23 protein-coding genes and 1 riboswitch are annotated in these 24,423 nt (G+C 37.4%); of the genes, 18 read left to right on the forward strand and 5 right to left on the reverse strand.

The annotated features are described in order from the left end of the window. Window positions 1–366: 366 nt before the first annotated feature. Complete coding sequence (locus tag BU038_RS00125) at window positions 367–1,515, forward strand: globin domain-containing protein (RefSeq protein WP_107604275.1); 1,149 nt, start codon at window positions 367–369, stop codon at window positions 1,513–1,515. 157 nt (window positions 1,516–1,672) lie between these two features. Next, entirely contained in the window at window positions 1,673–2,749 is a 1,077-nt protein-coding gene (locus tag BU038_RS00130; RefSeq protein WP_107604276.1) for a M42 family metallopeptidase, read from the forward strand. 135 nt (window positions 2,750–2,884) lie between these two features. Here BU038_RS00130 and folD read toward each other — a convergent pair whose 3' ends face one another. Then, a complete protein-coding gene (gene folD / locus BU038_RS00135; RefSeq protein ID WP_107604277.1) occupies window positions 2,885–3,745 on the reverse strand; it encodes a bifunctional methylenetetrahydrofolate dehydrogenase/methenyltetrahydrofolate cyclohydrolase FolD in 861 nt (286 codons plus the stop codon). 208 nt (window positions 3,746–3,953) lie between these two features. Between folD and purE the strand changes: the two genes are divergently transcribed. The 11 genes from purE to purD are packed head-to-tail and all read left to right on the forward strand — an operon-like array spanning window position 3,954 to window position 15,143. Next, window positions 3,954–4,436 carry a 5-(carboxyamino)imidazole ribonucleotide mutase gene (gene purE / locus BU038_RS00140; protein WP_107604278.1) on the forward strand — a complete coding sequence of 161 codons (483 nt, stop codon included), beginning with the start codon at window positions 3,954–3,956 and terminating at the stop codon, window positions 4,434–4,436. Continuing rightward, the gene (gene purK / locus BU038_RS00145; protein ID WP_107604279.1) at window positions 4,423–5,550 is read left to right on the forward strand and encodes a 5-(carboxyamino)imidazole ribonucleotide synthase; all 1,128 of its coding nucleotides are present in this window, start codon (window positions 4,423–4,425) and stop codon (window positions 5,548–5,550) included. The genes purE and purK overlap by 14 nt, the downstream gene beginning before the upstream one ends. Next, window positions 5,550–6,254 (forward strand): phosphoribosylaminoimidazolesuccinocarboxamide synthase, encoded by a 705-nt coding sequence (purC, locus tag BU038_RS00150; RefSeq protein ID WP_107604280.1) that lies wholly within the window; start codon window positions 5,550–5,552, stop codon window positions 6,252–6,254. Before purK ends, purC begins: the two co-directional genes overlap by 1 nt. Then, a complete protein-coding gene (gene purS / locus BU038_RS00155) occupies window positions 6,254–6,514 on the forward strand; it encodes a phosphoribosylformylglycinamidine synthase subunit PurS (protein ID WP_002480497.1) in 261 nt (86 codons plus the stop codon). Before purC ends, purS begins: the two co-directional genes overlap by 1 nt. Then, complete coding sequence (gene purQ, locus BU038_RS00160; protein WP_107604281.1) at window positions 6,514–7,185, forward strand: phosphoribosylformylglycinamidine synthase subunit PurQ; 672 nt, start codon at window positions 6,514–6,516, stop codon at window positions 7,183–7,185. The genes purS and purQ overlap by 1 nt, the downstream gene beginning before the upstream one ends. Continuing rightward, window positions 7,178–9,367, forward strand: a complete 2,190-nt coding sequence (gene purL / locus BU038_RS00165) for a phosphoribosylformylglycinamidine synthase subunit PurL (protein WP_107604282.1) — start codon at window positions 7,178–7,180, stop codon at window positions 9,365–9,367. The genes purQ and purL overlap by 8 nt, the downstream gene beginning before the upstream one ends. Next, complete coding sequence (gene purF, locus BU038_RS00170; protein WP_107604283.1) at window positions 9,346–10,767, forward strand: amidophosphoribosyltransferase; 1,422 nt, start codon at window positions 9,346–9,348, stop codon at window positions 10,765–10,767. Before purL ends, purF begins: the two co-directional genes overlap by 22 nt. A 4-nt stretch (window positions 10,768–10,771) precedes the next feature. Next, window positions 10,772–11,812, forward strand: a complete 1,041-nt coding sequence (gene purM / locus BU038_RS00175) for a phosphoribosylformylglycinamidine cyclo-ligase (protein ID WP_107604284.1) — start codon at window positions 10,772–10,774, stop codon at window positions 11,810–11,812. Beyond that, window positions 11,809–12,375, forward strand: a complete 567-nt coding sequence (gene purN, locus BU038_RS00180) for a phosphoribosylglycinamide formyltransferase (protein ID WP_107604285.1) — start codon at window positions 11,809–11,811, stop codon at window positions 12,373–12,375. Before purM ends, purN begins: the two co-directional genes overlap by 4 nt. A 17-nt stretch (window positions 12,376–12,392) precedes the next feature. Further along, a complete protein-coding gene (gene purH / locus BU038_RS00185) occupies window positions 12,393–13,871 on the forward strand; it encodes a bifunctional phosphoribosylaminoimidazolecarboxamide formyltransferase/IMP cyclohydrolase (protein WP_107604286.1) in 1,479 nt (492 codons plus the stop codon). Between the two features lie 24 nt (window positions 13,872–13,895). Then, the gene (gene purD, locus BU038_RS00190; RefSeq protein ID WP_107604287.1) at window positions 13,896–15,143 is read left to right on the forward strand and encodes a phosphoribosylamine--glycine ligase; all 1,248 of its coding nucleotides are present in this window, start codon (window positions 13,896–13,898) and stop codon (window positions 15,141–15,143) included. Between the two features lie 161 nt (window positions 15,144–15,304). Here the strand turns inward: purD and BU038_RS00195 are convergent, their stop codons facing one another. The 4 genes from BU038_RS00195 to BU038_RS00210 form a co-directional block, all read right to left on the reverse strand. Further along, a complete protein-coding gene (locus BU038_RS00195) occupies window positions 15,305–15,529 on the reverse strand; it encodes a hypothetical protein (RefSeq protein WP_107604288.1) in 225 nt (74 codons plus the stop codon). Window positions 15,530–15,764: 235 nt separating this feature from the next. Continuing rightward, window positions 15,765–16,559 carry an energy-coupling factor transporter transmembrane component T family protein gene (locus BU038_RS00200; RefSeq protein WP_107604289.1) on the reverse strand — a complete coding sequence of 265 codons (795 nt, stop codon included), beginning with the start codon at window positions 16,557–16,559 and terminating at the stop codon, window positions 15,765–15,767. Then, window positions 16,552–17,961, reverse strand: a complete 1,410-nt coding sequence (locus BU038_RS00205; protein WP_107604290.1) for an ABC transporter ATP-binding protein — start codon at window positions 17,959–17,961, stop codon at window positions 16,552–16,554. Before BU038_RS00205 ends, BU038_RS00200 begins: the two co-directional genes overlap by 8 nt. A gap of 12 nt (window positions 17,962–17,973) precedes the next feature. Beyond that, window positions 17,974–18,549 carry an ECF transporter S component gene (locus BU038_RS00210; RefSeq protein ID WP_002480508.1) on the reverse strand — a complete coding sequence of 192 codons (576 nt, stop codon included), beginning with the start codon at window positions 18,547–18,549 and terminating at the stop codon, window positions 17,974–17,976. A gap of 104 nt (window positions 18,550–18,653) precedes the next feature. Next, window positions 18,654–18,756, reverse strand: a riboswitch (TPP riboswitch). Window positions 18,757–18,990: 234 nt separating this feature from the next. Between BU038_RS00210 and auxA the strand changes: the two genes are divergently transcribed. The 5 genes from auxA to ptsP all read left to right on the forward strand — a co-directional run bounded on the left by auxA (window position 18,991) and on the right by ptsP (window position 24,318). After that, entirely contained in the window at window positions 18,991–20,304 is a 1,314-nt protein-coding gene (gene auxA, locus BU038_RS00215) for a lipoteichoic acid stability factor AuxA (RefSeq protein WP_107604291.1), read from the forward strand. Window positions 20,305–20,414: 110 nt separating this feature from the next. Next, window positions 20,415–21,629 carry a class I SAM-dependent rRNA methyltransferase gene (locus BU038_RS00220; protein WP_107604292.1) on the forward strand — a complete coding sequence of 405 codons (1,215 nt, stop codon included), beginning with the start codon at window positions 20,415–20,417 and terminating at the stop codon, window positions 21,627–21,629. Further along, window positions 21,619–22,161 carry a DUF697 domain-containing protein gene (locus BU038_RS00225; protein ID WP_107604293.1) on the forward strand — a complete coding sequence of 181 codons (543 nt, stop codon included), beginning with the start codon at window positions 21,619–21,621 and terminating at the stop codon, window positions 22,159–22,161. Before BU038_RS00220 ends, BU038_RS00225 begins: the two co-directional genes overlap by 11 nt. A 167-nt stretch (window positions 22,162–22,328) precedes the next feature. Next, window positions 22,329–22,595, forward strand: a complete 267-nt coding sequence (locus tag BU038_RS00230; protein ID WP_002480512.1) for a phosphocarrier protein HPr — start codon at window positions 22,329–22,331, stop codon at window positions 22,593–22,595. 1 nt (window position 22,596) lies between these two features. Beyond that, window positions 22,597–24,318, forward strand: a complete 1,722-nt coding sequence (ptsP, locus tag BU038_RS00235; RefSeq protein ID WP_107604294.1) for a phosphoenolpyruvate--protein phosphotransferase — start codon at window positions 22,597–22,599, stop codon at window positions 24,316–24,318. Window positions 24,319–24,423: the final 105 nt, after the last annotated feature.

The following is a 24,423-nucleotide window of genomic DNA, read 5'->3' on the forward strand; positions in this document are numbered from 1 at the left end:
AAATCAGATTAAAATAACGTTAAGTTTTCTCATTTGTCAAATGTTTACTGAGAAAAAGCGGAAATATAATGAACTATATATAGGAGAGGATGTCAAATCTTTGTATAGCTTCAATAATGATGGGTTGTCTGCACTTTATTTCATTAGTTAAACGGGATCTTGAGTCCCGCGCGTGTAATAAAGAGGATTTGAACAAGAATTGTTGTAATGCGTTTTAATTTTGTCATATTGTCTATTTTAAATTGTGAAAAGAATATGAAGAAAGATAAATTAAAATTGTCTATTATGTGAACTAGATTCTTAATTGTTTTAATTTCGTCATATTCGTATTATGATGAAATTGAGTCGAAGAGGGAGTGAAGTTAAATGTTATCTGAAAAAGATATGGATATTATTAAACAAACAGTACCAGTTCTTCAAGAAAAAGGTGTGGAAATTACGTCATTCTTCTACAATAGAATGTTCAATGAACACCCAGAGTTACGCAACATGTTCAACCAAACTAACCAGAAAAAAGGTTTGCAATCCACAGCCTTAGCTCAAACAGTTTTAGCTGCAGCAGCAAATATTGAACAATTAGGTGCAATTATGCCTGTAGTTAAAGAGATTGCTTACAAACACGTTGCATTACAAGTACCTGAATCAGGTTACAAAATTGTTGGTGAAAACTTAATCGCAGCAATTATGCACGTATTAGATTTAAAAGAGGAAGATCCAGTGATTCAAGCTTGGATTAACGCATACTGGGAAATTGCAGATGTATTCATTCAAGTAGAGAAAAACATGTATGCTGAAATGTTATGGGATGGTTTCCAACCATTCACTGTTACAAACATTGAAAATGTCGCTTCAGATATTAAAGCATTTACAGTTTCATCAGATAAATATGATTTACGCAACTTTGAAGCAGGTCAATATATTACAGTTGATGTTTCAAGCGATAAATTACCATATAGAGCAAAACGTCACTATTCAATCGTTGGCGGAGACGAAGACACATTAACTTTTGCAGTTAAACGTGATGTTTCTGAAGATAGTGAAGGTGAAGTTTCAACAATCTTGCATGACGAAGTTAAAGATGGAGATGATATCAACTTAACTGCGCCAGTTGGTGCATTCAGATTGCATAACACTGATAAAGACCAATTATTCTTAGCGTCAGGTATCGGTGTGACACCGTTAGTATCAATGTATGAAAAAGCAATTGAAGTCGGCGCGCCGAACATTCAATTCATTCACAATACAACTGATGTAAATGATGTACCATTTGCACAACGTTTATCTAACGATGCTGCAGAGAATGATAATGTCACTTATGAAATTCATGATCGCAAATCAAATGGTTATATCACACAAGAAGATTTAAAACCATACGTTACAGAAGATACTGAAGTATATGTATGTGGCGGTATTTCATTCTTGAAATCAATCGTCAATGAGTTATATGAATTAGGTTTAGACAAATCTCAAATCCATTTCGAAACATTCATTCCACGTTTAAGTGTAGACGTTTAATTGTTACTCAAAAATTAATCTGTATTAGAGAAGAAGCTGTGCTTTCCGAACTTTCGGAAGGGACAGCTTCTTTTTGTTTGGTTTATATCCGAGGGTAAAAAGTGTTCACGTACATTGAATATTGATATGATTAAAAGAAAAGAAGGGGGACATATTCATGGACAAAACAGTTAAACTACTAAAGGATTTAACAGACGTGAACGGAATTGCCGGTCACGAATACAAAGTAAAACAACTTATGAAAGATTACTTAGAACCTGTTTCAGATGAACTGGTTGAAGATAACTTAGGTGGCATCTTCGGTAAGAAAAAAGCAGGCAACGGTTCTAAAACTTTAATGGTTGCAGGACATTTAGATGAAGTAGGTTTTATGGTTACAAAAATCGACGACAAAGGTTATTTGAAATTTACGCCAGTCGGTGGTTGGTGGAACCAAGTGATGTTATCTCAAAAAGTAACTGTAACGACTGATGAAGATAAAGAAATCAGAGGCATCATAGGTTCTAAACCGCCACATGTCTTAACACCTGAACAACGTAAAACACCAATTGATATTAAAGATATGTTTATCGATGTTGGTGTAGCTTCAAAAGAGGAAGCAGAAAAACTCGGCATTGATATTGGAGATATGGTAACACCATACTCAGAGTTCGAAGTATTAGGTGATGAGAACTACTTAACAGCGAAAGCATTTGATAACCGCTTCGGCTGTGCACTTGCGGTCGACACTTTAAACAACCTTAAAGACGACGCAATCAACGTTAACCTAGTTTCAGGTGCAACAGTCCAAGAAGAAGTCGGCTTACGTGGTGCGAAAGTTGCGGCGAATAAAATCAAACCAGATCTAGCTATCGCTGTAGATGTTGGTATTGCTTACGATACACCAGGTATGGGCGGCGGTGACCATGATGCTGAACTTGGCAAAGGACCATTAGTTGTTTTAATGGATGCAACAGCAATCGGCCATTCTGGATTCAGAAAGCATGTGAAAAAAGTAGCACAAGACAAAGGCATTGAAATCCAATGGGATACAACACCAGGCGGCGGTACAGATGCAGGCAGCATCCATTTAGCACACGAAGGTATCCCTTCAATTGTTGTGGGTGTTCCGCTTCGTTACATGCACTCAAATGTTTCAGTGTTGCATAAACAAGATTACTTAAATGCTGTAGAATTAGTGACAGAAATTGTTAAATCTTTAGACGACGAAACAATTGAACAAATCATTTGGTAAACCATTTTCAGAATGTCTATCTCACACAAGTGACCACAAAACAAAAAAGCGGTCGGTAATTGCTTTAACATTAAAGCAAGCCGACCGCTTTTTCTTTAGGTCCCCCTCAATGTACCTTTACTGAAAGGCAGAGTGTTATTTATCTAAACCTCTGCGCATTTTTTCAGCTAATAACGTATTGTTTAATACCATTGTAATTGTCATTGGACCAACACCGCCTGGAACAGGTGTGATAGCGCCAGCAATTTCTTTTACTTCGTCGTATTCAACGTCACCTTTAAGTTTGCCGTTTTCATCTGGTGTGTTACCCACATCAATGACAACTGCGCCTTCTTTAACGTCGTCTTTTGTAACTAAACCTGGACGACCTACAGCACTGACAATAACATCAGCATTTTTAAGATGTTTGCTCATGTCTTTTGAACGAGAGTGTAAAATTGTAACTGTCGCATTTTGTTGAAGTAATAGTTTTGAAACAGGTTGGCCGACGATATGAGAACGTCCAATGACAACTGCTTCTTTACCTTCTAAATCAATATCTGCATTTTTCAATAATTCCATAATACCTAGTGGTGTACAAGGTACGAATGTTTGTTCATCAATATACAATTTACCGATGTTTGCTGGGTTGAAACCGTCAACGTCTTTTTCAGGGTTGATTGTTTCTAGTACTTTTTGTTCGCTGACTTGTTCTGGAAGAGGTACTTGAACTAAGATACCGCTGACCGTGTCATCGTTGTTTAAACGTTCTAATTCATTTAATACTTCTTCTTCTGAAGCTGTTTCTTCTAAATGAACAATTTCAGAAATCATGCCGATTTTTTCAGCAGCTTTCTTTTTTGATCTTACATAGCTCATGCTTGCGCCATCGTTACCTACAAGAATAACTGATAGTTTCGGCGTATAGCCCTCTTTTTTTAACGCTTCAACTTGATCTTGCAATCCTTGACGATAATCTTTAGCAATTTGTTTGCCATCTAAAATTTTTGCAACCATGTGTAAATTCCTCCTAATAATTTTTCGAACTTTCATAGATGTTTTGAAGTGTAAAACAACAATATAACATTAAAATCCGGAATTTTAATTGAATTTCCGTGAGAAAGTTCGATTTTTGATTGAAAAAGCATGACTTGATTTGTTATGCTATATCTGTAATATACAACTTACTAGATTAAAATTTCAAATAATTGAAAGGGTGTTCAATTTGAAAGTGGCAGTTATTATGGGCAGCTCGTCTGACTGGGATATGATGTCAGAAAGTTGTCAGATGTTAGATCAATTTGGAATCCCGTACGATAAGAAAGTTGTTTCAGCACATCGTACACCAAAACTGATGTTTGATTTTGCGACAGAAGCAAGATTGAACGGTTATGACGTTATTATTGCAGGCGCAGGCGGTGCAGCACACTTGCCGGGTATGGTTGCTTCAATGACGACATTACCAGTCATCGGCGTTCCGATTGAATCTAAGAGTTTGAAAGGTTTAGATTCATTACTTTCAATCGTCCAAATGCCTGGCGGTATTCCGGTTGCAACTACTGCAATTGGTAAAGCAGGTGCGAAAAATGCTGGAATCCTTGCAGCAAGAATCTTAAGTATTCAAAGCGATGAAGTGAGAGAAAAGTTAGAAGCTTATCAACAATCACTAGTAGATAAAGTAGGAGAGATGCAAAGTGAACTTCAGTAAATTAAAGTTTGGATCAACTGTCGGTATTATTGGCGGCGGACAACTTGGCAAAATGATGGCACAATCAGCTCAAAAAATGGGCTTTAGAGTCATCGTCTTAGATCCAGACAAAGAAGCACCGTGTCAATATGTAGCACATGAATTTATTAATGCAGCTTACGATGACCTAGATGCATTAAGACAACTTGGTGAAGCTTCTGATGTTGTAACATATGAATTTGAAAACATTGCTGCAGATCAATTAGAAACACTCACAAAAGAATTTAATGTTCCTCAAGGCTATCAAGCCATCCATTTATTGCAAGACCGTTTAACTGAAAAACAAACATTAGAATCAGCAGGTACGAAAATCGTTCCTTATGCACAAATTACGAATGCTGAAGATTTAGAACATGCTGTTGAAAAATTAGGTTATCCATTTATGGTGAAAACACGTTTCGGCGGTTATGACGGTAAAGGTCAAGTGCTTGTACGTTCAAAAGAAGATTTAGCAGAAGCTGAATCACTAATCGAAGTACAAGAATGTGTAGCAGAAAAATTCTTAGACCTTTATAAAGAAGTATCATTAACTGTAACAATCGGAAATGGCGGTCAAATCGTTTATTTCCCATTACAAGAAAACGAACACCGTCATCAAATCTTATTTAAAACAATCGTGCCTGCACGTTCTGATAAAGAGGCAGAAGCGCGTGCAGAAGTAGATAAGATTAAAGAAAAAGTGCATTTTGTGGGTACTTTTACAGTAGAGTTCTTTATTGATAAAGATAACAACTTATATGTAAACGAAATTGCACCAAGACCTCACAATTCTGGCCATTATTCTATTGAAGCTTGTGACTTCTCACAATTTGATACACACATCCTAGCAGTCACTGGCCAAAAATTACCAGAACGTATTGAAACTTTAAAACCAGCTGTCATGATGAACTTGCTTGGTAAGGATTTAGACTTACTTGAAGATGAGTTCGGTGATCATCCTGAATGGCATGTTCATATTTATGGCAAAGCATCTAGAAAACCAGCACGAAAAATGGGTCACATGACAGTTTTAACTGATGACATTGATAAAACTGAACAAGACATGTTGGCAACCTTTAGAGGAGGAGCAAAATAATGTCATTATTATACGAAGGTAAAGCAAAACGAATTTTCTCAACAGATGAAGACGGCGTATTACGCGTGGAATACAAAGATGAAGTGACTGCCGGCAACGGTGCGAAAAAAGACCATATCGATGGTAAAGGCCGCTTAAATAATAAAATCACTTCTATCTTGTTTGAACACCTTAAAGAAAAAGGCATCAATAGCCACTTTATCAAACAAACGTCTGAGACTGAACAACTTGTTCAATCTGTAGAAATCATTCCGTTAGAAGTGGTCGTACGTAATATTGCGGCAGGTTCTATCACAAGACGCTTAGGTTTTGAAAAAGGCCAAAAATTTGAAACACCACTTGTAGAATTCTTCTATAAAAATGATGATTTGAATGACCCGCTAGTAACAGATGACCATGTGAGATTATTGCACATTGCTACTACTGAAGAAATTGCACAATTGAAAGAAATGGTATTAGGAGTCAATGAAGCGTTAGTTGAATTACTTGATAGTATTAACTTACGTTTAATTGATTTCAAAGTAGAATTCGGCCGTACTAAAGATGGTCAAATTCTCTTAGCAGATGAAATTTCACCAGATACTTGCCGTATTTGGGAAAAAGACAGTGACACTAACTTTGACAAAGACGTATACCGTGAAGACCGCGGTTCAATTATCGAGACTTATCAAACTTTCTTAAATAAACTGGAGGATCTTAAATAATGAAAACTATCGAATTGCACATCACATTACAACCACAGGTATTAGATACACAAGGACAAGCACTTAACCGTGCTGTACATGACTTAGGCTATAACCAAGTGAATGATATCCGTGTAGGTAAATTACTTTACATGACAGTGGACGAAGCAACAGATGAAGCGGTTCATAATATCGTTACAACTTTAAGTGAAAAATTATTTGCGAACACAGTCATTGAAGAGTACAGCTATAAAGTAGTTGACGAAAAGGAGAATGCATAATGAAATTCGCAGTACTTGTATTCCCTGGATCAAACTGTGACAGAGATATGTTGAACGCAGCTTTGAAAACAGGCGTAGACGCAGAGTATGTTGATTATCGTGAGACATCATTAGAAGGATTTGACGGGGTATTAATCCCTGGCGGTTTCTCATTTGGTGACTACTTACGTTCAGGTGCGATGGCAAGTGTTGCACCAGTTATCAAAGAAGTGAAACGTTTTGCAGATGAAGGCAAACCCGTATTAGGTGTATGTAACGGATTCCAAATCTTAACAGAAATTGGTTTATTACCAGGTGCGTTATTACACAACAATTCACATTTATTTGTCAGCCGTAACGAAGCATTAGAAGTTGTGAATAACAACACACCATTCACAAAAGCATATGCTGAAGGTGAAACAGTTGTATATCCTGTTGCACATGGTGAAGGCAGCTATTACTGTACAAAAGACATGTACAAAGCATTAGAAGACAATAACCAAATTATCTTGAAATATAAAGATAATCCGAACGGTTCTTACCATGATATTGCTGGTATTGTTAACGAAAAAGGTAATGTGTGCGGCATGATGCCTCACCCAGAACGTGCATTAGAATCAATTTTAGGAACAGACGATGGCGTGAAATTATTTGAGTCAATGGTAAATAGTTGGAGGGAACAAAATGCCTAAGTTTATTGAACCAAGTATCGAAGAAATTAAATCAGAACATTTATACCGTGATATGGGATTAACAGACGCTGAATATGATAAAGTTGTCGAAATTTTAGGTCGTCAACCAAACTTTACTGAAATCGGTATTTTCTCTGTAATGTGGAGTGAACACTGTTCATACAAACACTCTAAACCATTCTTGAAACAATTCCCGACAACAGGCGAACATGTCTTAATGGGACCTGGTGAAGGTGCTGGTGTTGTTGATATCGGTGACAACCAAGCAGTTGTATTCAAAGTTGAGTCACATAACCACCCATCTGCGATTGAACCTTACCAAGGTGCAGCAACAGGTGTCGGCGGTATTATTCGTGACATCGTATCTATCGGTGCACGTCCGATCAACTTATTAAACAGCTTACGTTTCGGTGAACTAGATGAAATCCAAAACCGTACATTATTACGTGGTGTTGTAGCAGGTATCGGCGGATACGGTAACTGTATCGGTATCCCAACGACTGCCGGTGAAATCGAATTCGATGAACGTTACGACGGCAACCCATTAGTTAACGCAATGTGCGTGGGTATCATTGATCACGACAAAATCCAAAAAGGTACAGCTAAAGGTGCAGGTAACTCAGTTATCTATGTTGGTCTAAAAACAGGCCGTGACGGTATCCATGGTGCAACATTCGCATCTGAAGAATTAAGTGAAGAAAGTGAAAGCAAACGTCCATCAGTACAAATCGGTGACCCATTTGTAGGTAAAAAATTGATGGAAGCAACACTTGAAGCTATCACTTACCCAGAATTAGTCGGTATCCAAGATATGGGTGCTGCTGGTTTAACATCATCTTCTTCAGAAATGGCAGCTAAAGGCGGCAGTGGTTTACACATGCAATTAGAAAAAGTACCTGTGCGTGAAGAAGGTATCTCTCCTTACGAAATGATGCTTTCTGAAACACAAGAACGTATGTTGCTTGTAGTAGAAAAAGGTACAGAACAAAAATTCTTAGACTTATTCGACAGACGTGAGTTAGATAGTGCTGTAATCGGTGAAGTTACAGATACAGATCGTTTCGTATTAACTTATGAAGATGAAGTTTATGCAGACATTCCAGTACAACCGTTAGCAGACGAATCACCTGTATACATTCTAGAAGGTGAAGCAAAAGAATATAACACATCTAAAAATGACTACAGCAATGTAGATGTTAAAGATGTATTCCATAAATTATTAGCACATCCTACAATTACGTCTAAACGTTATTTATACGAACAATATGACCAACAAGTAGGTGCAAACACAGTCATCAAACCTGGTTTACAAGCATCTGTGGTACGTGTTGAAGGTACAAACAAAGCGATTGCTTCTACAATCGATGGGGAAGCACGTTATGTCTTCAACCAACCATATGAAGGCGGTAAAATGGTCGTTGCTGAAGCATACCGCAACTTAATTGCTGTAGGTGCAACACCATTAGCAATGACAGACTGCTTAAACTACGGTTCACCAGAGAAAAAAGAAATCTATCAACAATTAACTGACTCTACAAAAGGTATGGCAGAAGCATGTGAAGTTCTGAAAACACCAGTTGTTTCAGGTAACGTTTCACTTTATAACGAAACTAAAGGCACTTCAATTTTCCCAACACCTGTAGTAGGTATGGTCGGCTTAATTGAAGACATCGACTACTTAAATGATTTCCACCCACATGCTGGAGATAAATTATATGTTGTTGGTGAAACACGTGATGATTTCGGCGGCAGCCAAATTGAAAAATTATTATACAGTAAAGTTAATCATGAATCAGAAGCAATTGATTTATCAAATGAAGTTGAAAAAGGCGAACAAATCAAAGAAGCAATCAGAAGCGGCAAAGCGTCTCATGTACAAACTGTCGGTAAAGGCGGCTTATTGATTTCATTAGCTCGAATCAGTGCACACTACGGTTTAGGTGTAGATGCAACATTAGATGTAACAGATGCACAATTATTCAGTGAATCACAAGGTCGTTACATTGTTGCAGTAAAAGCAGGACAATCATTAGATATTCCTAATGCACAAGAAATCGGAACAATCACTGAGGATGGTAAGTTCAAAGTTACAAACGGTCAAACAACTGTAGAAGAAAACGTGTCGACGTTAAACGAAATTTGGGAAGGAGCAATTCCTCAATGTATGACATCCGCGGATTAAATGAAGAATGTGGAGTCTTTGGAATATGGAATCATCCCCATGCAGCAACTTTAACTTACATGGCGTTGCATAGCTTGCAACACCGTGGCCAAGAAGGTGCTGGTATCGTGTGCTCAAACGGCGAATCGCTGTTTGGGGCACGCGGCATGGGTTTATTAACTGAAGCCATTTCAGACGCGCAACTAGAATCTCTACAAGGATTCCAACATGCGATTGGGCATGTGCGTTACGCGACAACAGGTGCCAGTGAAATTGCCAATGTCCAACCTTTCTTATTCAAACATTCTAAAGGTGATTTAGGACTTGCACATAACGGTAACCTGACGAATGCTGTTCAAATTCGTAAGGCTTTAGAATCTGAAGGCAGCGTCTTCCAAACAACAAGCGATTCAGAAGTATTAGCGCATTTATTAATCAGAGGCAAATCTCCAAGTATTAAATCAAATCAAAAAGCAGCGTTGAATCAAGTTAAAGGTGCATTCAGCTGTGTCATGCTGAACACAAATCAACTTGCTGCGGTTAGAGATAATAATGGTGTACGTCCACTCATGTTAGGTGAAGTTGATGGTGCGTATTGTGTCGCAAGTGAAACATGTGCGTTCCAAGCAATCGGCGCAACATATATCCGTGACATCGAACCAGGTGAATTAATCACATTCAGCGGTGATCACGATATTGATTATGATACGTATACTAACCAAATCCACCATAATATGTGTTCAATGGAATACGTATACTTTGCACGTCCGGATTCAGAGTTCCATAAACACTCTATTTATAACGTGCGTAAAGCATTAGGTAAGAAATTAGCAAGTGAGATGGGTATTGACGCTGATATTGTTATCGGTGTACCGGATTCATCTTTACAAGCAGCAAAAGGTTTCTCTGAATACTCAGGTATTCCGAATGAACAAGGGTTATTGAAAAACCGTTATATCGGCCGTACGTTTATCACACCAGACCAAAGCGTCCGTGAAAAACAAGTGCGTATGAAACATGCGCCGATCAGAGACGTCATTGAAGGCAAACGTGTGATTGTCATTGATGACTCTATTGTGCGTGGTACGACAAGTAAATACATTGTGAAAGCATTAAAATCTGCAGGTGCGAAAGAAGTCCATATGGGTATTTCTTCACCACCATTAATCGATCCATGTTATTACGGTATCGATGTATCTACACATGCAGAATTAATGGCAGCCCAACATAGTGTCGAAGAAATCAGAGACATGATTGGTGCAGATTCACTCACGTATTTATCTGTAGAAGGCATGCATGAAGTATTTAAAGAATTTGACTCTAAAGGCGAGTGTGACGCTTGCTTTACAGGCAATTATCCAATTGAAATTGTAGATCATCAATTACCAGAAGTTAAAGAACTGAAAAGAAGAGGAGTGTAAAGCTGTGGCAGCAGATTCTTATAAAAATGCCGGTGTGGATATTCATGCTGGATATGAAGCAGTTGAGCGAATGAAAAGCCATGTGCAACGTACAATGCGTAAAGAAGTACTAGGTGGACTAGGAGGTTTCGGTGCAGCGTTTGATTTATCACAATTAAACATGCAAAAACCAGTCTTAGTTTCTGGTACAGACGGTGTTGGTACTAAGTTGAAACTTGCGATTGATCATGACAAACATGACACAATCGGTATCGATGCAGTGGCTATGTGTGTCAACGATATTTTAACAACAGGTGCAGAACCGCTTTATTTCCTTGACTATATCGCAACAAACAAAGTTGTGCCTGAAGTTATCGAACAAATTGTTAAAGGTGTCAGCGATGGTTGTGAAGAAACAAACACAGCTTTAATCGGCGGTGAAACTGCTGAAATGGGCGAAATGTATCATGAAGGTGAGTATGATTTAGCTGGTTTCGCAGTTGGTGCCGTTGAAAAAGATGAATATATCGATGGTTCAACAGTTAAACCAGGACAAGTCATTATTGGTTTAGCTTCTAGCGGTATCCACTCTAATGGTTACAGCTTAGTGCGTCATTTAATTAAAGAATCAGGCGTTGATTTAAATGCTGAATTCGATAATGGCCGTACGTACTTAGATACATTCTTAGAACCGACACGTTTATATGTTAAACCTGTCTTAGCTGTGAAAGAACAAGTGAAATTGCATGCGATGACACATATCACAGGCGGCGGTTTCTATGAGAATATCCCACGTGCTTTACCTGAAGGTGTCACTGCTGAAATTGACGTACAATCATTCAAGACGCCTAAAGTATTCGATTGGTTACAACAAGCAGGCAACATTGCAACTGAAGAAATGTACAATATCTTCAATATGGGTATTGGTTTCACATTAGTTGTAGATGAAGCGGATGCGGATAAAACATTAGAAATCTTAAAAGGTCAAAATGTTGAAGCGTTCAAAATCGGTAAAATTGTTGAAGGTAAAGAAGAACCTATCGAGTTAACGGGGGTTAAAGCGTGACTAAAGTAGCTATCTTTGCGTCAGGTTCTGGCAGCAACTTTGAAAATATTGCACAACGTGTTCAAGACGGCAGATTAGACAATATTGAAATTACAGCACTTTATGTCGATCACGACGACGCGTTCGCGATTGAACGTGCAGAGAAATTAAATATTCCAGTCCACGTAACACTTCCTAAAACATTTGATTCTAAAAGTGATTATGAACAACGCTTATTAGAGTTGTTGAAAGAAGAACAAGTGGAGTGGATTGTACTTGCAGGCTATATGCGTTTAATCGGTCCAGATTTATTGAATGCGTATGAAGGCCGTATTTTAAACATTCATCCAGCTTTATTACCGAAATACAAAGGTATTGATGCGATTGGTCAAGCTTTTGAAAGCGGCGATAAGGTCACAGGTTCTACTGTTCATTATGTGGACAGCGGAATGGATACAGGTGAAATCATTGAACAAAGTCAATGCGACATCTATCCAGATGATACAAAAGCACAACTAGAAGAACGTATTAAAAATTTAGAATATGAACTTTATCCTAGAGTCATCGCAAAAATTATTCGATAAGAGGGGCAATTTCTAACATGAAAAAAGTAATTTTAAGTGTATCAGACAAAACTGGCATTGTAGACTTCGCGAAGTCATTAGTTGAATTAGACTATGAGTTGTATTCTACAGGCGGCACAAAGCGTGCATTAGATGAAGCGGGCGTACCTGTGAAATCTGTTTCTGATTTAACGCAATTTGATGAAATTATGGATGGCCGTGTAAAAACTTTACACCCAGCTGTACATGGCGGTATTTTAGCTGATCGCGATAAACCTGAACATTTACAACAATTAAAAGAAAAAGGCATCGATCTTATCGACATGGTTGTCGTTAACCTTTATCCATTTAAAGAAACTGTCGCAAACCCTGACGTAACTGAAATGGATGCGATTGAAAATATCGATATCGGTGGACCGACAATGTTACGTGCAGCTGCGAAAAACTTCAAGCACGTGACAACTGTAGTAGATCCTGCTGACTATGACGCAGTCATTGAACACCTTAAAAACAACACATTAGATGAAGCATTCCGTAAATCATTGATGATTAAAGTATTTGAACATACAAATGATTATGATAATGCGATTGTGAACTTCTTCAAAGAAAACAAAGAACAATTACGTTATGGTGAAAACCCTCAACAAACAGCTTACTTTGTACGCACATCAGATGCGAACAATACAATTGCAGGCGCTAAACAATTACACGGGAAACAATTAAGCTTCAACAACATTAAAGATGCGGATGCAACATTAGCATTAGTTAAAAAGTTCGAAGAGCCAGCTGCAGTTGCAGTTAAACATATGAACCCATGTGGTGTAGGTGTAGGCGAATCTATCGAAGAAGCATACCAAAACGCATATGAAGCAGATAGTCAATCTATCTTCGGCGGTATTGTTGCGGTGAACCGTCCAGTTTCAAAAGAACTTGCTGAAAAATTACATTCAATCTTCTTAGAAGTGGTCATTGCACCTTCATTTACAGACGAAGCACTTGAAGTCTTAACACAAAAGAAAAATATTCGCTTATTAGAAGTAGATATGGCAGTAGACCACGATGAACAAGAATTCGTATCGGTATCTGGCGGCTACTTAGTTCAAGATAAAGATACAAAAACAATTTCACGTGATGACATGAAAGTTGTGACTAAAGTTGAACCGACAGAAGAACAATGGCAAGCAATGGAATTAGGTTGGAAAGTTGTTGCGGCTGTTAAAAGTAACGCAGTCATCTTAAGTAATGACCATCAAACTGTAGGTATCGGTGCGGGTCAAATGAACCGTGTTGGTTCTGCAGAAATCGCAATCGAACGTGCGATTGAAATCAATGACAATGTGGCATTAGTTTCAGATGGTTTCTTCCCAATGGATGACACAGTAGAATTAGCTGCTAAAGCAGGTATTAAAGCAATCATCCAACCAGGTGGTTCTATTAAAGACCAAGATTCTATTGATATGGCAGACAAACACGGCATTGCGATGGTAATGACCGGCGTACGTCACTTCAAACATTAATCATTCAGGAGGAAAATGCTCAAGATGAAAGTATTAGTAATCGGAGGCGGAGGACGTGAACATGTCCTTGCGCACAAATTAAATCAATCTGAACTTGTTGACCAAGTGTATGCAATTCCTGGAAACGCAGCAATGGAAACTGTCGCTGAAGTGCACGGTGAAATTGCTGAAACTGCACATGATGATATTGTAAAATTTGCGGTAGATCATGATGTTGAATGGGCAGTTATCGGTCCAGAACAACCTTTAACTGAAGGATTAGGTGACAAATTACGTGACGCAGGTGTGAAAGTATTCGGTCCCGGTGCGAAAGCAGCACAAATTGAAGGTTCTAAATCATTTGCGAAACGTATCATGGAAAAATATGATATTCCAACTGCTGAGTATGTAGAAGTGAATTCTAAATCTGAAGCTTTAAACTATGTAGAAGATTGTAAGATTCCTGTTGTCTTGAAAAAAGACGGACTTGCAGCAGGTAAAGGTGTAATCATTGCGATGACACGTGAAGAAGCGAAAGATGCAGTCGAAACACTTTATCCTGAAGAACAAGGTAAAATTGTATTCGAAGAATTCTTAGAAGGCGAAGAATACTCTGTGATGACGTTTGTGAATGGCGATTATGCGGTACCTTTCGATACAATCGCGCAAGACCATAAACGTGCATATGATGGCGATAAAGGACCAAATACAGGCGGTATGGGTGCCTATTGTCCAGTACCTCATATTTCAAAAGATGTACTTAAACGTACAAATGATGAAATTGCGCAACCGATTGCGAAAGCGATGCAAGAAGAAGGCTATCCATTCTTCGGTGTCCTTTACATCGGCGCAATCTTAACTGATGAAGGTCCGAAAGTTATCGAGTTTAATGCACGTTTCGGTGATCCTGAAGCACAAGTGCTTTTAACACGTATGGACAGCGACTTAATGCAACATATCTTAGACTTAGCAGCACGCAAACCGATTGAATACAAATGGAAAGACGAAGCTGTTGTAGGCGTGATGTTAGCGTCTAAAGGCTATCCTGGCTCATATGAAAAAGGTGTGAAAGTCAGCGGCTTTGATTTAGATGGCCAAACATTTGTCAGCGGTTTGAAAAAAGAAGGCGACGATTACGTCACTTCTGGCGGTCGTGTTATCTTAGTGATTGGTGAAGGCAAAACTGTTAAAGAAGCCAAAGCCAATGCTTATAAAAAAGCAGATGCCATTGACAGTGAAGGTTTATTCTACCGTCGTGACATCAGTGATAAAGCTATTAAACACGAAGCATAATTTAAAAGAATAGATTCATATAAAAACAGCCGTACATTGTGTATCGGCTGTTTTTGGTATGCAGAAAAATACATAGCTATATTACTGTGAAGTGGTGGATCTTCTACTCATCAATAGATAAGAGGTGTAGAAAATAAAAAAAGCAAGGAAGCAGAACTTCCTTACTCTTCTGGTATTGATTTTGCCATATCAATATAGGCTTGTTTATAGCCCGCAACATAGCGAGAACTACGTCTTTTGAATAATTGGTGGAAACGCCAAGAACGTTTACGTTTTTTAATGTAGTTGTTTAAACGGCGTTTTTTATTTTTGAGTTTTGACATGGTCTCAATTTCTTTGACGGCTTGTTGATAGCCTTTTTCGTATGCATCATTACGTTTTTTCATGAAATTTTGCCCCCAATCTTTCTGTGTGAATCTGATTATTTCAATTATAACATGTATATGACTTTTGACTTAATTAAACGATAATCTTTGTTAAATAAAAATAAGCAGTAAACGGTTGTATCGGTGACCGTTCACTGCTGGGAAAAATATGGATGAATGAAAATGTAAATATTGGTCGGGCTGCAGCTCGACAACCACAGCCCGATAAAAATTTTAAGAACTATAAATGCGTGTGTCAACCACGTACATCAGTAATTCCTGTAATTGGTAAATAATGAGCTAACATTACAGAAATAATTAATATCGCTGCGAATAATAAGATAAATAAGATGTCGCGATAACTAAATGGTGCGTAGTAATAATACGTTCTTTTGCCATCTTTAAATCCTTTTTTCTCCATCGCAACTGAAAGTTGATGTGCTTTTCGTATGTTTTGACTTAATAGTGGAATAATTAAATGTTTCACACGTTTAAAACCACGATAATTTGATTTATCCACCATACGATAGCGCATCTTCAATGATTTACGTAATTGAATGAATGAACTGATAATTAACGGTACCATTCGAATGGCAGCCATAAAGGCATAAGCCACTTTCGGTTTCACACGTAAATGCTGCATCAGGCTATAGAAGATTATCACGATTTGAGACGTAAAGGCCATCACAATACCGAAGAATGTGACGGTATCTGTACGCATAGATAAATGAAGACCTCTAACTAAACTTTCAGTGGTGATATGGATAAAGCCTAATTTGAATAGGGTATGTGTCCCATCACCATAGAAAATCATGAAGAGTGCTGAGATGATACTAAAGATCACAGTATAGAGTACGAATAGGGCAGTGACCTTCAATTTCATACCGCCGAAAATCAGTAAGAATAATAACATTAAAGCGGTTAGGTAGATCATCACATCAAAGTTGTGAATGAAAATCACAAAGAAGAATAAGAAAATACCTAAACCAAGTTTCGTAATAATATTTACTTCATCTACGAAGGTGAAATACTTTTTCCATGCTTCATACATTGGCTTCACCTTCCATTTCAAATAAAACATCTTCACATAACATGTGATCGCGTAATTCAATACGTCTTGTCGGATAACGTTCAATGATATGCGGGTCATGTGTGACCATAATAATCGTTTGACCTTGTGCGACACGTTGTTGGAAGAGATCTAGTAAATTAAAGGTATTGTGACTGTCTAAGCCGAATGTCGGTTCATCCAGTAAGATAATATCTGCACGCGAACTTAAAGCAGTCGCAACACTTAAACGGCGTTTTTGACCCATTGATAATTCGAATGGATGTTGATCACGAACCGCTTCTAAATTCAACAATTCTATCAGCTTTTCAGTTTCAGCTTTAGCACTATCCCCGCTGAAATTGATAAAGATTTCTTCATAGACAGAATTCGTAATAAATTGCAGTTCTGGGTTTTGATAAACCAAATACATATGTTGGGCCGCTTCTTTAATTTTATGAAGCGGTTGCCCATCATAAGACATCTCTCCGCGATATTTAATCAACTGCATCATAGACTCAAGCAATGTCGTTTTACCTGCACCGTTTTTACCTGTGATGGTAATCCATTCACCATCGCCTATTGTGAGTTCAGGTACTTGAATGAGTGTTTTCTTACCGCGGATAACTTCGCCATTTTCATATTTGAAGCGTGATGTTATGTCTTTATTCGGTAATAATTCAGCTTTAGGCGCATGGTCCCAAGCTTTAGGATGCCAAACTCCATATTCAGTCAATAAGTCTTCATGTTGATGTAAAATCACCTGAGGCGTATCATCCGCGATGATTTCCCCGTGATGATTCATTAAAATAACACGATCGACATGTTCCCAAATATGTTCCACTTTATGTTCTACAATTAAGACAGTTTGTTCTTGCCACATGTCTTTAATTTGATTCCATAAATCTTCAGTCGCATCCACATCTAACATAGCAGTCGGTTCATCTAAGAATAATGTATCAGCTTCTTGAAGTACCGTTTCAGCAATCGCAAGTTTTTGTTTCATGCCGCCGCTTAACTGTTGAACCGTTTGTTTCGGTCCGACATCTAAGTCTACCGATTCTAATGCTTGTTGAATTAAAGCATCCATTTCTTTTCTCGGCACTTGTTTATTTTCTAACACAAATGCGAGTTCTTCATAAACCTTCGGCATACAAAATTGTGTATCCGGGTCTTGGAAGATGACACCGCTATTTAAATCGACTTCCAATGCGTCATATTTCATCGGAAGTTCGATTAGGTTCGGCACAATGCCGCTTAATACATTGAGTAAGGTACTTTTACCGCAGCCTGAAGGGCCGAGTAATAAGACCTTTTGTTTATCAGGTATTTCTATATCTAAACCATCAAATATTTTATCTGGTGCATTTGGATATTTCAGTCGTAAATTTTGAGCAAGTAACACGTTTATGTCTCCTTACAAATTGTCATAATCCTTTTTGGAAGCGGGGCGGAATAATTTCGTAACCCCGGTCTGATCCAGAGCTTTGACAAGATAATATGGGAAAATCCCAGCAAGTACAATCCCGCTGATACAACGGAAGAATACATATAAGAATAAGTTCCATCCAGCAACTTCGCCTAAATAACCATAGTAGAAGTCGATAGGGAAAGTGACTAATGCGGCTGCTAAACCAGCAAGTACCGCTACCATTAATTTGCGTGATTTATAACGGAAAATCGCAAAAATAATTTCACACGCTAAACCTTGTAGTAAGCCGTAAACAATTGTTGCTATATCAAAGCGTCCCATCACAATTGTTTCCCCAGCACCAGCAGCAAATTCTGCTAATAGTGCAATACCGGCTTTCGGAATGATTAAGTAAGCAACGACAGCAGCTGCAAACCACATACCGTAAGATAATTCTTCTAAGTGTAAGCCAGTCACTTGCATGGCTTTATACACTAAGTTCCAAATGTTGTAAATGATAGCAAAGATGACTGCGATTAACACAGTTACTAAGATATCTGAAAGCTTAAGTCCTTTAGACATAATGTCAATTCCTCCTATAAAAACAAAAAAACACGCAAACTTGTCTAGCAAGCAGCGTGAAATAAGCATTAGAATATCCTGGTTCTACCCTGAAATTCTAAACCAGTTTATTCTTTACACTTTCCTACGCTAGTCTCAGCTAGATCAGGTTCGAAGGGTTTGAAGCTTTATGCTCCATCTCAGTTCGAAACACCCCTAGTGCATTTCTTTATTAGATTTATACTAAATGTATGCTTTTTCATAGGTTCTGTCAAGGTGGTTTTAGATTTAATCAAAAGAGAACGGGTATGGAAAAGACAAGTTCACATTAAGATTACGTTAAATTGTATATTGGGGATTGAGCATAGCGCTTGAGTCTAATATACTACCATAGAATGATTTACTTTAATTTTTAAAGACACAATGGAATTGTTCATATATAATAACTATGAGGTGAAAAACATGTCGTATATAAAGAAGCACGCTGAAATCATTTATAGTTTGATTATTGGCATTGTTTCACTTTTCATTGGAATCATTGTATTACTCAATCTATCATTTATCCATAAACTTGCTAAGGGAAGCAAGGTTGACATACATATTAATAATGTGTGGGATTTCATCAATGCTTTCTTTGTTGAAATAATACGGATTATGAGTCAATTTATTGGTCATTTCCCAGTAATCAGTGCCATCTTGATTATCTTGTTCGGTGTTGCATTGCTATGGATTGGCTATTTATTATTTATGACTACAAAATATGATTATGATATCTCAATTTTCTTCCTTATAATAGGAATCTTTTTCTTCCTCATCACAATTGTCTTTATGACACAAGTTTACGGTTTCTTTGCGATTGTTTTCGTGGTTCCGTTTATTGTGCATATCGGATACATTGTGTACAAGGATGAGTTGAACAGTGCGCATCAGAAAGAACATTATCTATGGATTATCTGTACGTACGGAATCAGTTATTTAATTTCTCAAATTTCGTTATACGGAAGAATCGAAAGCCATGAAATTGCGTTAATTGATATTTTAAGTGTCAACGCATTCTTCGTTGTCATGTGGTGTTTAGGTCAAATGTCTATTTGGAACTTCTTGTTCCTTAGAAGATCATTACCTTTAACTAAAGCGGAACTTGGCGAAGAAATGTTGTATTCACGTACAGACAAAAACGGAGCAATCAGCCAAACAAAAGAACAACTACGTGAAATTCAAGAGCGTACTCAAGAATTGACACATAGAACACGCAGAAGTATTGATTTAGAAAAAATCAGAAGAAAACGAGATAGTTTCAAAAAAGCAGTTAAAGATAAAGTCAATCTGACAGAAGACGATTTCCCAACTTGGATGCGTCGTCCGAAATGGATTAAACCAGGTATTGTGGAATTGATTTGCGGAGCGATTTTATTCCTATTTACGTTATTAGAATTAAACAACCGTAATGGTTTATTCATGTCAGGTGACTGGGAATTATCACAAACATCTTACGTGATAGAGTGGATTACACTCTTCTTGTTATTACTTGTGATTATCGCTTATATCATTACAACATTGACGCATTTCTTACGCGGTAAGTTATACTATGCACAGTTGTTTATGGTAAGTATTTTATTCTTTAAATTGCTGACAGAGTTTATCAATATTATGATTCACGGATTGTTATTATCCATTTTCATTACACCGATTTTATTTATTATGCTTGTGGCAGTTACGATTGCGTTTATTATTCAACTACGTACACCTGCTAAAGCAAAATCATACAAAAACTGAGGGACTTAGGTTTCCTCAGTTTTTTTATGGATTTAAGACGTTCTTTTTAGAAAGGAAGCGTCTGATACGTTAAGATAAAAGTAACTACACATAGAAGGCGGAATAATAATATGAAGACAGCAGTATTAAATAAAGGAAAAGAACAAAAGTATTTAAATCAATATCCTTTAGTGGATGAAGAAGATATTTATGAACATAGTCATTTAGAAGATGGTGATATTTTTCATATTGTGACTGACGATGGTCGTTACATTGCGACAGCGTATGTTGGACGTCAACATAAAGGTTTAGGTTGGGTGTTAAGTTATGATGCTGAAGCAGAAATCAATCAAGACTTTTTTAAAGAACTATTTGAAGCGGCATTAGATTATCGTCAATATTACTTTGACATTGATGGTACGAATGCATTCAGATTGTTTAATGCAGAAGGTGATGGTGTCGGTGGTTTAACAATCGATTACTATGATCGCCATTTATTAATCCAATGGTACTCAAAAGGGATTTATACGTTCAGAGCTGATATTTTAGAAGCTGTACAAGCTGTCTTTCCGTATACTTCAATTTTCGAGAAAACACGTTTTAAAGACAGTGAAGTAGCTAGTGGATTCGTAACAGGAGATGCACCTGAATTCCCAATTGTCATCGAAGAAAACTTTACGTTCTATAATATTGATTTAGACGATGGACCGATGACAGGAATTTTCTTAGACCAAAAAGAAGTTCGTAAAAAATTACGTGATGTTTATGCGCCTGAACGCAGTGTCTTGAATTTATTCAGTTATACTGGGGCATTCTCTGTCATTGCGGCACAAACAGCATCAGAAACAACAAGTGTTGACCTTGCGAATCGTTCTAGAGGTTTGACAGAGGAGAACTTTGGGGTAAATGGTATAGACCCGAAAACACAATATATTTATGTGATGGATACGTTTGACTTTTATCATTATGCGGCACGACATAATAAGGTTTATGACACGATTGTCATTGATCCGCCAAGTTTTGCGCGTAATAAAAAGAAAGTCTTTACGGTTCAAAAAGACTATCATAAGTTGATTGAAGAAGCTCTACCTATTTTAAGCGATGGAGGTACTTTGATTTTAAGCACAAATTCAAGTGCATTATCTTCTAAGGCGTTTAAAAATATGATTAAGAAAACGTTGGATGCGCAAGATGTAGATTTTGAAATTTTAGAAGCAATGGGGCTTCCAAAAGATTTCAAAACACATCCGCACTATAAACCATCGAAATATTTAAAAGTAGTCTTTGTTCGGGTATCAGAGAAAGTAGAAGAAGTAATAAATGAGGAGGACTATTATGGGGATTAGAGATAAATTTTTAAAAAAATCTACAGATAAAATTGGAAATAAAATGTTGAAAATTGATCCGGTGGTTGGTAAAGGACGTTTACCAAAAAATAAAAAGGATTTAGCGAAAAGACGTGAACGTGCTGAAGAATTAGTAAGAAAGAAAGCATTATTGTCATCTTCAGCAAGTGTTATTCCGATTCCGGGATTAGATTTCGGAGTCGATTTAAAGCTGATGAAAGATATTATAGAAGATATTAATAAAATTTACGGTTTAGATCATAAAGAGGTAAACCGTATGAGTGATGATGTAAAAGAGCGCGTATTAGTTGCTGCATCAATCCAAGGCAGTCAATTTATCGGACGTACTGTTTCAAAAGGTATTTTGAAAATGGTAGTGAAAGATGTGGCTAAACGTACAGCTGCGAAACAAACAAGATGGTTCCCAGTTGTCGGTCAAGCAATCGCTGCATCAATCAGTTATTATTTCATGAAAAAACTAGGTGACGAACACATCGATAAATGTGAAAACGTTGCCAAAAAAATAATGTAAAATCAAGTTGTCAATTAATTTGTGCATATTTTCACAAAAACGCTAAATTCATGGCCCTGTATGGGTTAAACAAATTGAATTTAGCGTCATATTTTGGTAATGTTAAGGTGTAATAATGTTCAGGTGAGTCACTCACCAATTAATGGATGCGAAGGAGAAAGATTATTATGGAACAACAATCATACACTATCATCGACGAAACAGGTATTCACGCTCGTCCAGCTACAATGCTTGTACAAACAGCTTCAAAATTTGATTCAGATATTCAACTTGAATACAACGGTAAAAAAGTCAACTTAAAATCAATTATGGGTGTTATGAGCTTAGGCGTAGGTAAAGATGCTGACATTACTATCTATGCTGACGGAAGCGACGAAGCTGATGCTATTCAAGCTATCACTGACGTTTTATCTAAAGAAGGTTTAACTAACTAATATGACTAAAAATATTAGAGGGATTGCGGCATCTGATGGTGTGGCAATCGCAAAAGCCTATCTATTAGTAGAACCTGATTTATCATTTGATAACGGAACAGTGACTGATACAGAGGCTGAAGTTGCTAAATTTAACGGCGCACTTAACACATCAAAAGTTGAATTGACTAAAATCAGAAATAATGCCGAACAACAATTAGGTGCAGATAAAGCGGCTATCTTCGATGCGCATTTATTAGTGCTTGAAGATCCAGAACTTATCCAACCTATTGAAGAAAAAATTAAAAATGAAAATGTTAATGCTGCTCAAGCGTTAACAGATGTTTCAAATCAATTTATCACAATATTTGAATCAATGGACAATGAATACATGGCAGAACGTGCAGCTGATATCCGCGACGTTTCTAAACGTGTATTAGCACACATCTTAGGTGTGGATTTACCAAATCCAAGTATCATTGATGAAAGTGTCGTTATTATCGGGAATGACTTGACACCTTCAGATACTGCACAATTGAACAAACAATTCGTGCAAGGATTTGTGACAAACATTGGAGGCAGAACATCTCACTCTGCAATTATGAGCCGTTCTTTAGAAATCCCAGCAGTCGTCGGTACTAAAACGATTACTGAGGAAGTTGAAGCAGGTGATATCATTATTGTAGATGGTATGACAGGCGATGTTATTGTTAATCCAAGTGACGAAGTTGTAGCGCAATACCAAGAAAAACGTGATAACTTCTTCAAAGATAAACAAGAATTACAAAAATTACGTGATGCTGAATCTGTTACAGAAGATGGTCATCATGTAGAATTAGCTGCAAACATCGGTACACCAAACGACTTACCTGGTGTAGTTGAAAATGGTGCAGAAGGTATCGGATTATATCGTACTGAGTTCCTATACATGGGTAGAGATCAAATGCCGACTGAAGACGAACAATTTGAGGCATACAAAGCAGTCCTTGAAGCAATGGACGGCAAACGTGTGGTTGTTCGTACATTAGATATCGGCGGAGACAAAGAATTACCTTATTTAGACTTACCTGAAGAAATGAACCCATTCTTAGGTTATCGTGCAATCCGCTTGTGCTTAGCACAACCAGAAATTTTCCGTCCGCAACTACGTGCGTTATTACGTGCTTCAGTTTACGGAAAATTAAACATTATGTTCCCAATGGTTGCGACAATTCAAGAATTCCGTGATGCGAAAGCATTATTAGAAGAAGAACGTCAAAACCTTAAAAACGAAGGTGTCGAAGTTTCAGATGATATTGAAGTTGGTATCATGGTTGAAATTCCATCAACAGCAGCACTTGCTGATGTTTTTGCGAAAGAAGTAGACTTCTTCAGTATCGGAACAAATGACTTAATTCAATATACAATGGCAGCTGACCGTATGTCAGAACGCGTGTCTTATTTATACCAACCTTATAACCCAGCTATTTTACGCTTAGTACAACGTGTTATTGAAGCGTCTCATGCTGAAGGTAAATGGACAGGTATGTGCGGCGAAATGGCCGGAGACCAAACTGCAATTCCATTATTGTTAGGTCTTGGATTAGATGAGTTCTCTATGAGTGCAACGTCAATCCTTAAAGCACGTCGTTTAATCAGAAACTTAAGCGAAGCGCAAATGAAAGACTTAGCAGCAAAAGCAGTGAACTGTGCAACTTCTGAAGAGGTTGTCGCATTAGTTGAAGACTATACGAAACATGCATAATCATTTATAAACATTAATAATAAAACCGTGATGAGATGAATGTCCAATTCATTATCATCACGGTTTTATTGGTGTGCAATTATTTATTGATTATTTGATTTTTAT

The sequence above is a fragment of the Staphylococcus simulans genome, assembly GCF_003043455.1.
Classification (GTDB): Bacteria; Bacillota; Bacilli; order Staphylococcales; family Staphylococcaceae; genus Staphylococcus; species Staphylococcus simulans_A.